Annotated in this window: 9 protein-coding genes and 5 tRNA genes; all 14 read right to left on the reverse strand. The window is 41.9% G+C overall.

All coding sequences use genetic code 11. The annotated features are described in order from the left end of the window. Window positions 1-524: 524 nt before the first annotated feature. Window positions 525-4,778, reverse strand: coding sequence for a DNA-directed RNA polymerase subunit beta' (gene rpoC / locus R2Q26_RS09575; protein ID WP_317536070.1), 4,254 nt, complete (start codon window positions 4,776-4,778; stop codon window positions 525-527). A 52-nt stretch (window positions 4,779-4,830) separates the two neighbouring features. Next, window positions 4,831-8,904, reverse strand: coding sequence for a DNA-directed RNA polymerase subunit beta (gene rpoB / locus R2Q26_RS09580; RefSeq protein WP_317536071.1), 4,074 nt, complete (start codon window positions 8,902-8,904; stop codon window positions 4,831-4,833). A gap of 180 nt (window positions 8,905-9,084) precedes the next feature. Then, window positions 9,085-9,462 (reverse strand): 50S ribosomal protein L7/L12, encoded by a 378-nt coding sequence (gene rplL, locus R2Q26_RS09585; RefSeq protein ID WP_317536072.1) that lies wholly within the window; start codon window positions 9,460-9,462, stop codon window positions 9,085-9,087. A gap of 77 nt (window positions 9,463-9,539) precedes the next feature. Next, window positions 9,540-10,055: a 50S ribosomal protein L10 gene (rplJ, locus tag R2Q26_RS09590; protein ID WP_317536073.1), complete on the reverse strand. Its 516-nt coding sequence runs from the start codon at window positions 10,053-10,055 to the stop codon at window positions 9,540-9,542. A 265-nt stretch (window positions 10,056-10,320) separates the two neighbouring features. Continuing rightward, window positions 10,321-11,016 carry a 50S ribosomal protein L1 gene (gene rplA / locus R2Q26_RS09595; protein WP_317536074.1) on the reverse strand — a complete coding sequence of 232 codons (696 nt, stop codon included), beginning with the start codon at window positions 11,014-11,016 and terminating at the stop codon, window positions 10,321-10,323. Between the two features lies 1 nt (window position 11,017). Continuing rightward, window positions 11,018-11,449 carry a 50S ribosomal protein L11 gene (gene rplK / locus R2Q26_RS09600; RefSeq protein ID WP_317536075.1) on the reverse strand — a complete coding sequence of 144 codons (432 nt, stop codon included), beginning with the start codon at window positions 11,447-11,449 and terminating at the stop codon, window positions 11,018-11,020. Window positions 11,450-11,558: 109 nt separating this feature from the next. Then, the gene (gene nusG / locus R2Q26_RS09605; RefSeq protein WP_317536076.1) at window positions 11,559-12,092 is read right to left on the reverse strand and encodes a transcription termination/antitermination protein NusG; all 534 of its coding nucleotides are present in this window, start codon (window positions 12,090-12,092) and stop codon (window positions 11,559-11,561) included. Window positions 12,093-12,113: 21 nt separating this feature from the next. Then, window positions 12,114-12,458 (reverse strand): preprotein translocase subunit SecE, encoded by a 345-nt coding sequence (secE, locus tag R2Q26_RS09610; protein ID WP_317536077.1) that lies wholly within the window; start codon window positions 12,456-12,458, stop codon window positions 12,114-12,116. A 189-nt stretch (window positions 12,459-12,647) separates the two neighbouring features. Further along, window positions 12,648-12,723 (reverse strand) — tRNA-Trp (locus R2Q26_RS09615). An 85-nt stretch (window positions 12,724-12,808) separates the two neighbouring features. After that, window positions 12,809-13,999, reverse strand: a complete 1,191-nt coding sequence (tuf, locus tag R2Q26_RS09620; RefSeq protein ID WP_317536078.1) for an elongation factor Tu — start codon at window positions 13,997-13,999, stop codon at window positions 12,809-12,811. A 63-nt stretch (window positions 14,000-14,062) separates the two neighbouring features. Beyond that, window positions 14,063-14,137: transfer RNA gene (locus R2Q26_RS09625), tRNA-Thr, on the reverse strand. A 42-nt stretch (window positions 14,138-14,179) separates the two neighbouring features. Further along, window positions 14,180-14,253, reverse strand: a tRNA-Gly gene (locus tag R2Q26_RS09630). 89 nt (window positions 14,254-14,342) lie between these two features. Then, a tRNA-Tyr gene (locus tag R2Q26_RS09635) sits at window positions 14,343-14,427 on the reverse strand. Between the two features lie 300 nt (window positions 14,428-14,727). Further along, window positions 14,728-14,804: transfer RNA gene (locus R2Q26_RS09640), tRNA-Ile, on the reverse strand. Window positions 14,805-14,876 lie beyond the last annotated feature (72 nt).

The raw sequence follows: 14,876 nt of genomic DNA on the forward strand, positions 1-14,876 counted from the left end.
GGCGTCGCTTTGCTACGATCCAGATTCAATGCCTTGTACGTCTCATCCGGTACTGTCGATAGGTTCGCATGCAATACTCCAGCAAACATTACCCCACAGGCTATTGCTAGCCCCTTCAGCCATTTCCTGGCATTCATTCCTCTCTCCTTCTTATCTTATGTATGTTGTTATCCCATTCATGCCCATCTAAAAACAGCTATCTATTCCTCCCGATAGCTTGAGCATAAAACCAATACTAACTAATACTTCTTTTCTTCTTTGTTCGCAACCTCCAAGCCTACTTTCTTAACCATAACTATGTCAAGGATTTTGAGATATGAATTATTCTTCTTGTGTAATACTAATTAAGAATAAATTTCATACTTTGGAAGACACGACCAGCATTTTGTTATTGATTAAGATTCAATAGCTAAACTATCAGCTACATTAAACTGATGAATTAATTTACCAGTTTGCATACGCACATCTAAAATCGACTATTTCCTTGCTGAATACACATAAAAGTCAATATCTCTGATTAAATGCTATTTTAAGGAAAGGTCATTATTAACAACTATAGATTCACTCTCTGTTTCTTCTGCAACTTTTTCAGGTAAATTAGTGCTTATACCAGCAATTGATTGTAGCTTTTGCTTTTTACGGATATTGTGAAACGATAGCCCTGTTCCCGCAGGAATTAATCTTCCTACAATAACATTTTCTTTTAATCCGCGCAGATCGTCTCTTTTTCCCATAATTGCCGCCTCTGTAAGAACACGGGTTGTCTCTTGGAAGGAAGCAGCAGAGATAAACGAGTCAGTTGAGAGCGATGCTTTAGTAATGCCAAGTAACATATATTCGTATGTTGCAGAAATTTTATTTTCAGCAAGCAGTTTCTCATTCTCCGCTAGCACATCTGCACGTTCTACTTGTTCACCAGGAATGAAAGATGAATCGCCTGCATCAATGATTTGTACACGACGCAACATCTGACGGACGATCACTTCAATATGTTTATCATTTATCTTTACACCCTGTAGACGGTAAACATCTTGTACTTCGTCAGTAATATACCGTGCTAATGCCTCCACTCCCTGAAGACGTAATATATCTTGTGGCTCAGCAGGTCCATCAACAATTGTCTCACCTTTATTTACGACCTGGCCATCATGAGCCATAACATGCTTATCCTTTGGAATTAGATATTCATGTGCAATATTATCGAGATCGGTAATGACGAGACGTTGTTTTCCTTTAGTATCTTTACCAAAAGATACCGTTCCGGTAACTTCCGCTAATAAGCCTGCATCCTTAGGTGATCTAGCTTCAAATAATTCAGCCACACGCGGCAAACCACCCGTAATATCACGTGTTTTTGAAGTTTCCTGCGGAATACGAGCTAATACCTCCCCAACACTAACCTGCTGCCCATCACGGACAGAAATGATAGATCCAATTTGAAAAGTGATACTAACTGGCAATTCACTACCCGCGATCTTAATCTCTCTTTCTTCTTCATCCAAAAATTTAACCAATGGACGCAGCCCCTTAGTTTGTGTAGCACCACGACGCTTTGGATCTATTACAACGAGTGTGGATAAGCCTGTTATATCATCAATTTGTTTTGCTACTGTTACACCTTCTTCAACATTCTCAAAGCGCACCTTACCACTATATTCTGCGATGATAGGACGCGTATGGGGATCCCATGTTGTCAACACTTTGCCCACTTTTACTACTTCACCATCATGCACTAGCAATGTTGCGCCATAAGGCACTTTATGGCGTTCGCGCTCACGCCCGTTTTCATCATACACGGCTACTTCTCCACTGCGAGAGATGGCTATCAATTCGCCGCGAGCGTTTTTTACATATCGCATCGTAGGAGAATAATGAATCACACCATTCGATTTACTCTCAACCTGACTCACCACTACTGTTCTAGAAGCAGCGCCCCCAATATGGAATGTTCGCATGGTCAACTGTGTCCCAGGTTCGCCAATGGATTGCGCAGCAATGACACCTACTGCCTCACCAACATTTACTGCTGTCCCCCGGCCTAAATCGCGTCCATAACACATAGCGCATAGTCCATACCGTGTTGCACACGTAAGCGGAGTACGCACTTTAACTTCATCAATCCCATATGATTCAATTTTTTCAACAGCGTCTTCATCAAGTAAAATGCCTGCAGGATAAATAATCTCCTGGTTTTCCGGATTAACTACGTCTTGCGCGGTTACTCGGCCAAGCATTCGTTCTCGTAACGCCTCAATAACCTCACCACCTTCAATCAGTGCTTTCATTACAACACCGTCATCTGTGCCGCAGTCCTCTTCGGTAATAACTAAATCCTGTGTAACATCCACCAAACGACGAGTAAGATAGCCAGAATTAGCTGTTTTTAATGCTGTATCAGCAAGTCCCTTACGCGCGCCATGGGTGGAAATAAAATATTGCAGTACATTCAGCCCTTCACGAAAATTAGCTGTAATAGGCGTCTCAATGATAGAACCGTCAGGCTTAGCCATCAATCCACGCATGCCCGAAAGTTGACGAATCTGCGCTGCTGAACCGCGCGCACCTGAATCGGCCATCATGTAAATTGAATTGAATGATTCCTGCATTACAGGATTACCATTCTCGCCTTGCCTCATCTTTCCTGTTAATGGATCATATACAGGTTCAACACTTAATTGATCCATCATCGCTTTAGCAACCTGATCGCCGGCACGCCCCCAGATATCCACTACTTTGTTATAGCGCTCGCCCTGGGTCACTAAGCCTGAAGTATATTGAGCCGCTATTTCCTGTACTTCCTTCTCCGCAGTTTTTATGATGTCATTTTTCTGAACAGGTGTAAGCAAATCATCCGCACAAATAGAGATGCCACCTCGCGTTGCATAGGAAAAACCCGAATACATGAGCTTATCTGCAAAAATAACTGCTTCACGTAATCCGCATAAACGAAAGCTCGCATTGATCAGCTTTGAAATTTCCTTTTTCTTGAGCACCTTATTGATCAGAGAAAAAGGAAGTCCATCTGGTAGGATTTCCGATAATAACGCACGACCTACAGTCGTTTCATAACGTGTTATTTTTTCTACTGGTTTGCCTTCTTCCTTCCTCTTTTCGGCTTCCTTTATTCTTACTACTATTTTGGCATTAAGCTCAACTACGTGATTTTCATACGCGCGTAACACTTCCGCGACATCCTGGAAAAGCATACCCTCACCCCGCGCATTGATCTTTTCCCTGGTCATATAGTACAACCCGAGCACGATGTCTTGCGAGGGTACGATAATAGGATCACCGTTAGCGGGAGACAAAATGTTATTAGTTGACATCATCAAGGTACGACATTCCATTTGCGCCTCAAGAGATAATGGAATATGTACAGCCATCTGGTCTCCATCAAAATCCGCATTAAAGGAAGCACAAACAAGAGGATGTAGCTGAATCGCCTTTCCTTCAATTAACACCGGCTCAAATGCCTGAATACCCAACCGGTGTAGTGTTGGCGCTCGATTTAACATTACCGGATGCTCACGGATAACTTCCTCCAGTATATCCCACACTACTGGACTCTCACTTTCTACCTCTCGCTTAGCTGCTTTAATGGTACTAGCAATACCCATAGTTTCCAGCTTGTTGAAAATAAATGGCTTGAACAATTCAAGAGCCATTTTTTTCGGTAAGCCACATTGATGCAACTTCAACTGAGGACCCACCACAATAACTGATCGTCCAGAATAATCGACGCGCTTACCCAGCAGATTCTGGCGGAATCGCCCTCCTTTGCCTTTAATCATATCCGCAAGTGACTTTAATGGCCGTTTATTGGCTCCTGTCATAGCTTTGCCACGACGCCCATTATCAAGAAGTGAGTCGACTGACTCTTGTAACATACGCTTTTCATTACGTACGATGATTTCTGGCGCTCGAAGCTCGAGCAAACGTTTCAACCGATTATTCCGGTTAATCACACGACGGTATAAATCATTTAAATCAGAGGTTGCGAAACGCCCTCCATCCAATGGCACAAGCGGTCTCAATTCTGGTGGCAGTACCGGCAATACCGTTAACACCATCCATTCTGGTTTCATACCTGATTTATTAAATGCTTCAAGTACTTTTAACCGTTTAGCTATTTTTTTTATCTTAGTTTCAGATCCTGTACTCTGCATTTCGCGACGGAGAGAATCAATTTCTGTAACGATATCCATTTTATTCAATAGATCTCGTATACCTTCTGCACCAATACCTGCAGAAAAATCATCTCCATATTCTTCTGTTCTATTGAGGTAGTCGTCTTCGGTCAACAACTGCCCGCGAACAAGCGGTGTCATGCCTGGCTCAGTTACTACATAAGCTTCAAAATAGAGCACACGCTCAATGTCCCGCAATGTCATGTCTAATACCAATCCCAGACGGGAAGGTAATGACTTCAGAAACCAGATATGCGCTACGGGAGATGCTAATTCAATATGCCCCATCCGCTCGCGCCGAACCTTGGATAAGGTCACTTCTACTCCACATTTTTCGCAAATCACGCCACGATGTTTTAACCGTTTATATTTTCCACACAAACATTCGTAGTCTTTTACTGGACCAAAAATCTTGGCGCAGAATAATCCATCCCTTTCTGGTTTAAAGGTACGATAGTTTATCGTTTCAGGTTTTTTTACTTCACCATATGACCAAGAACGTATTTTTTCTGGAGAGGAAAGACCAATTTTAATTGCATCAAACTCTTCTTTCTGAGTAACTTGTTTAAATAAATCAAGCAGCGCTTTCATCTGTCACTCCTAATAATCTATAGGTCGGCATAAAACATCTTCAACTAAGATTTCAATGTTGTTCCAAATCAACGTCCAACCCCAGAGATCGAATCTCCTTTACTAATACATTAAATGATTCTGGCATTCCCGCATCTATTTTGTGATCGCCCTTGACAATGCTTTCATATACTTTGGTACGTCCATTCACATCATCCGACTTAACGGTCAACATTTCCTGTAAAGTATAGGCAGCTCCATATGCTTCTAGCGCCCACACCTCCATTTCACCAAAACGTTGACCACCAAATTGAGCTTTACCACCAAGAGGTTGCTGCGTTACCAAGCTATAGGGACCTGTAGAACGAGCATGCATTTTGTCATCAACCAAGTGATGCAGCTTAAGCACATGCATATAGCCTACAGTAACAGGTCGATCGAAGGCAGCACCCGTTCTACCATCATAAAGTGTAACTTGTCCCGATCTTGGCAGACCAGCTAATTCAAGCATATCCTTTATTTCGGTTTCTGTAGCACCGTCAAAAACAGGCGTAGCAAAGGGTACGCCATCAACTAAATTTTTTGCGAGCTCTAGTACTTCTTCGTCATTTAAAGAAGCAATTTCTTCCCTCTTACCGCTATTATTATAGATTTTATCGAGAAATGCTCTAAGCTCGGTGATTTCTCTCTGCTCACGCAACATTTCATTAATCTTCTTACCCAGTCCTTTTGACGCCCATCCCAAATGAACCTCCAAAATCTGCCCTACATTCATACGCGACGGTACGCCCAAAGGATTCAATACGATATCAACAGGTGTACCATCGGCCATATAAGGCATGTCCTCTACAGGCACAATTCTTGAAATTACACCTTTATTTCCATGACGGCCGGCCATTTTGTCTCCTGGCTGCAAACGCCTCTTGACCGCAACATAAACTTTGACCATTTTCTGGACACCTGGCGGTAATTCATCCCCTTGCGTAAGCTTTTTTCTTTTTTCCTCAAAAGCAATATCAAACATTTTTTGCATTTGTGCCATGCTATCTTTTATCTGCTCTAGCTGTACGCTTGCATCCTCATCAGCCAAGCGGATATCAAACCAATAGTGAGGATCAATACTTTCCAGATATTCTTTCGTAATAAGCGTCCCCTTAGCGAGTTTCTTAGGACCACCGGTTGCGGCCTTGCCAATAAGTAAACGCTCTATGCGCGTAAATGCATCTGCCTCCACTATACGCATCTGATCACCTAGATCTTTTTTATAGCGAGACAATTCATCATCGATAATTTTCTTAGAACGCTTGTCCCGCTCTACCCCTTCCCGGGTAAATACTTGCACATCAATTACGGTTCCGGATATACCGGAAGGTACTCGCAAAGAAGTATCTTTAACATCAGAAGCCTTCTCACCAAAGATCGCTCGTAATAACTTCTCTTCTGGAGTTAACTGCGTTTCACCCTTTGGAGTAACTTTACCAACCAATACATCGCCTGCTTCAACTTCAGCACCGATATAAACAATCCCGGATTGATCCAAGCGCGCGAGTTGACGCTCAGATAAATTGGGAATATCAGCAGTAATTTCTTCTGTGCCAAGCTTAGTATCACGACTTACTACTGATAATTCCTCAATGTGAATGGAGGTAAAACGATCATCAGATACGACGTGCTCAGAAATAAGAATGGAATCCTCAAAGTTATATCCATTCCACGGCATAAACGCCACCAGCATATTCTGCCCTAAAGCAAGTTCACCCAAATCGGTTGAAGCCCCATCAGCGATGACATCGTCGCGCGCTAGAACATCACCTACTTTTACTAATGGGCGTTGATTAATATTTGTATTCTGATTTGAACGGGTATATTTGATCAAATTATAAATATCTACGCCCACTTCCCCTGCTCGTGTTTCAATATCGTGTACGCGCACTACGATACGACTTGCGTCTACGTAATCGACTACTCCCCCACGTACTGCTCTCACAGCGGTACCAGAATGAACCGCAACAACCCGTTCAATTCCAGTCCCAACAAACGGTTTCTCCGCACGTAAACAAGGAACAGCTTGCCGTTGCATATTAGAACCCATCAAAGCACGATTAGCATCATCATGCTCTAGAAAGGGAATCAATGAAGCTGCAACGGAAACAATCTGAGCTGGCGCAACATCCACATATTCGATTTGATCTTTAGGCGCCAATGTGAATTCATTCTTTTGACGACATGAAACGATTTCATCTACGAATCTTCCTTCCGAATCAAGCCTTGCATTTGCTTGAGCGATCATATATTGACTTTCTTCAATAGCAGAAAGGTAAACGATCTCATCGGTAACTTTTCCATCTACCACTTTTCTATAGGGTGTTTCAATAAATCCATACTCATTAGTTTGTGCATAAAGTGCCAGTGAATTAATGAGACCAATATTAGGCCCTTCCGGCGTTTCAATAGGACATACTCGTCCATAATGAGTTGGATGTACATCGCGCACTTCGAAGCCTGCTCGCTCACGTGTTAAACCACCCGGACCCAATGCAGAAATACGTCTCTTATGCGTAACCTCTGATAAAGGGTTTGTTTGATCCATGAATTGAGATAATTGACTAGAGCCAAAAAACTCACGAGCCGCAGCGGACACTGGTTTAGCATTGATTAAATCATGGGGCATAAGATTTTCTGACTCCGCCTGACTAAGTCGTTCTTTAACCGCCCTTTCAACTCGTGCCAATCCAGCTCTAAATTGATTCTCAGCTAATTCTCCAACTGAACGCACACGACGATTTCCCAAATGATCGATGTCATCTATCTCTCCCCGGCCATTACGTAATTCCACCAATATCTTGATCACATCGATAATATCTTGATTAGATAAAGTAGAAGAACCCGTTAGCTCCGAGCGCCCAACCCGGCGATTGAATTTCATGCGCCCCACAAAAGACAAATCATAGCGCTCAGGTGAATAGAATAACCCGTTAAACAAAGCAGTGACAGCTTCTTCGGTTGGAGGTTCCCCAGGGCGCATCATCCGATAAATCGCTACTTGAGCTGCAGCCTGATCAATAGTTTCATCTATTCTCAATGTCTGGGAAATAAAAGGACCGTAATTAAGATCATTCACATAAAGCGTACTAATTTGTTCAATTCCAGCTTGCCTTATTTTTCCAAGTATAGCTTCTGTTATTTCATCATTAGCTAACGCTATAATTTCACCAGTTTCCTTATCTATAATATTTTGCGCTAATATTTTGCCAATCAAAAACTCTTCTGGAACTGGGATCTGTTTTATACCGATTTGCAATAATTCTCGAACGTGTTTTGCTGTAATACGTTTATCTTTTTGAACAATTACCTTACCTTTATCATCAGTAATATTAAAGCTTGCTACCTCACCCCGTAACCGCTCAGGCACCAAATCAAATAAAACTTCATTTTTAGAAAAATAAAAATGATCAAATACAAAAAAATCAGCAAGAATTTGCTCCGGTGTACAACCCATTGCTTTCAATAAAGTTGTCACTGGCATTTTGCGTCGGCGATCAATGCGGAAATATACATAATCTTTGGGGTCAAACTCAAAATCGAGCCATGAACCTCGATAAGGAATAATACGTGCAGAAAAAAGCAACTTACCTGACGAATGCGTTTTTCCACGATCATGTTCGAAAAATACCCCCGGGGAACGGTGCAGTTGAGAAACAATTACCCGCTCCGTTCCATTAATAATAAATGAACCAGTGTCTGTCATGAGAGGGATCTCTCCCATGTATACTTCTTGCTCCTTAACTTCTTTTACTGTCGGCTTAGAAATCTCTTTATCTAAAATAGTTAATCGCACTCTGGCGCGTAAAGGAGATGCATAAGTCAAGCCACGTTGCTGACATTCTTTAACATCAAATACTGGTACTCCAAGGGAATAACTAATAAAATCAAGTCGAGCATTTTTTGAATGACTCTCAATTGGAAAAATTGAATTAAACGCTGCCTGCAACCCTTGGTTAGCGCGTTTATTAGGTGCGACTTTCTCTTGCAAAAAGGCTGCGTACGATTCAAGTTGAGTTGCGAGAAGAAAAGGGATTGGTAAAACGCTGGCACGTTTAGCAAAACTTTTTCGAATACGTTTTTTCTCTGTGAACGAATAGTCCATCAATTTTCTCCAAGCGCAGAATAATAAGGATTAAATAGTCGTATTTATCCAAATAGTCATTTACTGACTGCTACAGTAAATGCTCGGCACGATAGATATACAAAAAAATCAAATCATTAAAGAAAGTAAAGGCCGGCAGCATATTTATCTCTGCCAGCCAATACTCTCATAACAACAATATTACTTAACCTCGCAAGCAGCTCCTGCTTCAATAAGTTGTTTCTGAATCGCTTCCGCATCAGCTTTGGCAATTCCTTCTTTCACTACTTTTGGAGCACCATCAACCAGGTCTTTCGCTTCCTTCAATCCAAGTCCTGTTATTGCGCGAACTACTTTAATTACATTTACTTTATTGTCTCCTGCAGCGGTTAGAACGACAGAAAATTCAGTTTGCTCTTCTGCGGCCGGAGCTGCAGCAACAGGTGCAGCAATGGCAACAGCAGCAGTCGCTGCAGCGGAGACTCCAAACTTTTCTTCCATATTCTTGATTAGCTCAGACAGTTCTAACACTGTCATATTAGCAATTGCATCTAAAATTTCTTCTTTGGCTACAGCCATTTTTTTCTCCTAACAATAAATTAAATTCTGATTAATTTTAGAAATGCACAAAAATTTGCTTTCTAAAGCCGAATAAATCATTTCTGATCACGTATCGCAGCTAATCCACGCACAAAACTGGTAGGCACTTCATTAAGTGTTCTCACAAACTTGGCTATAGGTGCTTGTAACGTCCCCATTAGCCTCGATAACAACTCATCTCTGCTTGGTAAGCTTGCTAAGGCTGCAACTTCTTTGTTAGACAGCACTGTCCCCGCCATTGCTCCAGCTTTAATAACAAACTTGTCATTATTTTTTGCAAACTCATGAAGCACTTTGGCAGTAGCAACCGGGTCACGACCTATACCATATACCAAAGGACCTACCATTTGATCAGCAAGATTAGAATATGGCGTATTCCTCACTGCGCGGCGTACAAATGAATTTTTAATTACACGAAAATATATTCCGCTCTCACGTGTTTTAGCCCGTAATTGAGTAAATTTACTCACTTCCAATCCACGATAGTCAGCTATGATAATCGCTTGCGCATCAGCTATTTGAGCGACAACCTCTTCAACTATCGCCTTTTTCTGCTCAAGATTAAGACTCAAGATACATTCTCCACATTAAACTCTGGAGTCATATCGGAATAATCACGATATCTTCCATACTAAAAAGCGGCGATCTATATTCAGGAGAAAACAATAAGTCCTGTTCTGGATACGCCATCTGCGTTGGGCACTACTCGATAAATTCCTGGTAATTAAGTTTCAAGTCTGCAAATTAGATTAATTTTATTTAAAATAACAAACATGAAACCCCAACGGTCTTTGATAACCTACTGACCCAAAACGTCAATAGCCCAAAGTCTATAAATCAATGCTCTAAACCGGATTGATCAACTCTAACTCCCACACCCATGGTACTGGAAAGAGTCATTCGCCTTAGATATACACCTTTGGATGTAGGTGGTTTAGATTTATTTAGCGCATCTACTAGCGCCAAGATATTTTTTTTAAGCGCATCAGCCTCAAACGAGGCTCTCCCAATTGTACAATGCACGATACCTGCTTTATCTGCTCGAAACTGTACTTGTCCAGCTTTAGCATTCCGCACAGCAGCTGAAACATCTGGCGTTACCGTACCTACTTTTGGATTGGGCATTAACCCTCGCGGCCCTAGTATTTGGCCTAATTGACCAACAATACGCATCGCATCTGGACTTGCGATAGCGACATCAAAGTTAATCTCACCTGCTTTAACTCTTTCCGCAAGATCCTCAAAACCAACAATATCTGCGCCTGCCTCAAGTGCTTCTTTAGCTTTATCTCCCTGGGCAAAAACAGCAACTCGCACAACTTTACCTGTGCCTGCCGGCAAAACAACTGATCCGCGTACCGCTTGATCTGATTTTCTTGCATCTATCCCTAAATTGATGGCAACATCAACAGATTCATCAAATTTTGCAGTTGCAGTTTCCTTTATAAGTGCAAGGGCCTCTGCAAGTGAGTATGTTTTATTGCGATCTACCTTTTTGCCTATCAACGCATATCGTTTAGAAACGTGTGCCATTTTATAGCCCCTCCACTTCCACGCCCATGCTTCTCGCACTACCAGCAATAGATCTGACTGCAGCATCAATATTCGCTGCAGTCAGATCTGGCATTTTTAGTTTGGCTATTTCTTCTGCTTGACTACGACTCAATTTCCCTACTTTGTCAAGGTGTGGCTTAGGACTTCCTTTATTTATACCCGCGGCCTTCTTAATCAACACCGAGACAGGTGTCGTTTTCATAACAAATGTAAAGCTTTTATCTGCATAAGCAGTAATGATTACTGGCACAGGCAGGCCCGGCTCCATTTTTTGTGTAGCCGCATTAAACGCTTTACAAAATTCCATAATATTAAGTTGGCGCTGGCCAAGAGCAGGGCCAATAGGGGGACTTGGATTAGCTTTCCCAGCCGGTACTTGCAGCTTGATATAACCGATAATCTTTTTTGCCAAAATAATTCTCCTTTTTTGGGTTCTACCGAATACTTACAACATTCTCCCCGATGTGATACGAAACAATAACAACTTCTACTTTCTAAATTCAGCTATCTTTTATCGGAAACTAGGATTTTTCAACTTGATCAAAATCTAATTCAATAGGTGTGGGTCGACCAAAAATTGAGACGGATACTCTTAACTTATTTTTGTCATAATTGACATCCTCAACGTTTCCATGGAAGTCTGTAAATGGCCCTTCTTTAACACGCACAGCCTCGCCAATTTCAAAAAGTATTTTTGGCTTGGGTTTTTCAACGCCCTCTTGAATTTGATCGAGTATATTCTGAACTTCTCTTTCACTGATTGGCGTTGGTTTTGTTAGAGAACCACCAATGAAACCACTGACCTTGGCCGTATGTTTAACTAAATGCCATGTTTCGTCTGTCATTTCCATTTCTATCAATACATAACCAGGAAAAAATTTCCTTTCGCTGATATTTTTTTGGCCACCTTTGATTTCCATAACCTCTTCTACAGGAACCAGTATTTGACCAAATTTATCTTCCATGCCAGCACGAGCAATACGCTCCTGTAATGCCCGCTTGACACTATTTTCAAAGCCAGAATATGCATGAATCACATACCATTTTTTGCTCATTTTACCACCTGGACCATTTAACTACCCCTCTTGATCCATTACATACCTTACGATCGTCATCAATCCGGTATCTACTAACCACAAAAAAACTGCCATAGCTACAACAAAAGCAAAGACTACACCAGCAGTTTGCACTGTTTCTTTTCGACTAGGCCAGACTACTTTTTTTGCCTCTTCAATCGACTCCCTGCTAAACCCATAAAACTGCCTGCCTTGATTAGTAAACCAAGCTATTGTAACTCCTAGAAATATGCCTAACAATAAAAGCAATACGCGAATAACCATTGCGCTATCGCGCAAATAGTAAAAACCCACAACACCAGCTATTATCGATAATATAGCGAGTACCAGCTTAAATTTGTTCACTCAGACACCATCCTTGACGATAGATAACCCGCTTGCCTTCCTAATAACCTTCTATTCTCAAATCAACAAATAAGATCAATAAGTTAAATTAGCATTCCTTTGCTCGAATAAACTGCATGCCACTTCCAGCTAAAAATTAAAATCCATTGACCTCTTGTCTTAATTTATTTTCGGAGAAAAATTAAATTTTGGCAGGCCAGGAGGGCATCGAACCCCCAGCCTTCGGTTTTGGAGACCGACGCTCTGCCAATTGAGCTACTGGCCTACTTTCTACACAACTCTTTACATTCAATACTCTACTTTTATGACGGAGCTTCAGAACATACAAAATAAAATTAAACGCTACTTATCTACTCAATAATTTTAGCTACAACACCTGCTCCAACGGTTCTGCCACCTTCACGAATTGCAAAACGCAATCCTTCCTCCATTGCAATCGGAGCAATAAGATTTACTGTCACCGAAATATTATCTCCCGGCATCACCATCTCAGTTCCTGATGGTAGCTCTATCGATCCCGTAACGTCTGTTGTCCGAAAATAGAACTGAGGACGATATCCAGCAAAAAACGGCGTGTGCCGCCCACCTTCCTCTTTGCTTAAAACATATATCTCAGCTGTAAATTTCGTATGCGGTAATATGCTCCCAGGCTTTGCCAACACTTGGCCACGCTCAACCTCTTCACGCTTAGTTCCACGCAGCAATATTCCAACATTGTCTCCAGCTTGCCCTTGATCAAGCAGCTTCCTAAACATCTCCACACCGGTACAAACCGTCTTCAATGTTGGTTTCAAACCTACTATCTCAATCTCGTCACCTACTTTAACTATACCTCGCTCCACACGCCCTGTTACAACCGTGCCGCGCCCAGATATTGAAAATACATCCTCCACCGGCATGATAAATGCACCATCTATGGCCCGCTGTGGCTCAGGAATATAACTGTCCAGCGCATCCGCTAATTTAAATATCGATGGCTCTCCAATATCACTCTGATCTCCCTCAAGCGCCTTCAATGCTGACCCTATAATAATCGGTGTATCATCTCCCGGAAAATCGTATTTGGACAATAACTCTCGTATTTCCATCTCTACCAGCTCGAGCAATTCAGCATCATCCACCATATCCGCTTTATTCATATAGACTATGATATATGGGACCCCAACTTGTCTTGCCAGCAAGATATGCTCTCGCGTCTGCGGCATCGGCCCATCTGCAGCTGATACTACCAATATAGCTCCATCCATCTGGGCCGCGCCTGTAATCATATTTTTTACATAATCTGCGTGACCAGGACAATCTACATGCGCATAATGACGCTTTTCGGTCTCATACTCGACGTGTGACGTATTAATGGTAATGCCTCGCGCACGCTCCTCCGGCGCAGAATCAATCTGAGCATACGATTTTATCTCACCACCAAATTTCTTTGACAACACTGTCGTAATAGCCGCGGTCAATGTCGTTTTGCCATGATCCACATGACCTATTGTGCCAACGTTTACATGCGGCTTCAATCGCTCAAATTTACTCTTCGCCATGCTATATCCTCATCATCAAAATTACTTCATTTTACAACAGCACTATAACTATGACCATGACTATGGTGCCCATGGCCAGAATTGGACTGGCGACCTCTCCCTTACCAAGGGAGTGCTCTACCACTGAGCTACATGGGCAAACTATATCCGCCTTATCTGTATTACTTTTGCCGCTCTATTTGGAGCGGGTGAAGGGAATCGAACCCTCGTCGTAAGCTTGGAAGGCTTCTGCTCTACCATTGAGCTACACCCGCACACTCTAGAAAAACCTACCCACCCCTATAATTTATGGCTAAGTGCTGATTTGCCCGCACTCTAACTGTTCTTTCGGTAATTAAAAATGTGGTGGAGGGGGAAGGATTCGAACCTTCGAAGGCAGAGCCGTCAGATTTACAGTCTGATCCCTTTGACCGCTCGGGAACCCCTCCAAATTAATCTAGCATTATGGATGTATTATAGCTCTAAGTCAATAAATTCATTATTATTCCTATGCAAGTTTAATTTCTGTCGATGTTGAACCCAACGGAGAATCGGAATGAATTAATTTAATATTTTGTGATTATTATCCTTGGAGCATCCCCATCAATTTTTATGCAGAACAACAAAGCCAGGACGAACATCAAAATCTTATAAAGAATCAATCTAAAAATCCGTTTTTCAAATTGACTGCATTTGTTCTAATAATAAAAAAGAGTTGCATATTAAGATTTGCAACTCTCCATTTTCATTGGTGGGTCTGGTAGGACTTGAACCTACGACCAAGGGATTATGAGTCCCCTGCTCTAACCAACTGAGCTACAGACCCATACGAACTACCAACTTACTAAGAAAATACACTATACGCACAATCCGTTCTCTATCGCAGGATAATTAATTT

The organism is Nitrosomonas sp. Is37, from assembly GCF_033063275.1.
In the GTDB taxonomy this organism is placed as follows: Bacteria; Pseudomonadota; Gammaproteobacteria; order Burkholderiales; family Nitrosomonadaceae; genus Nitrosomonas.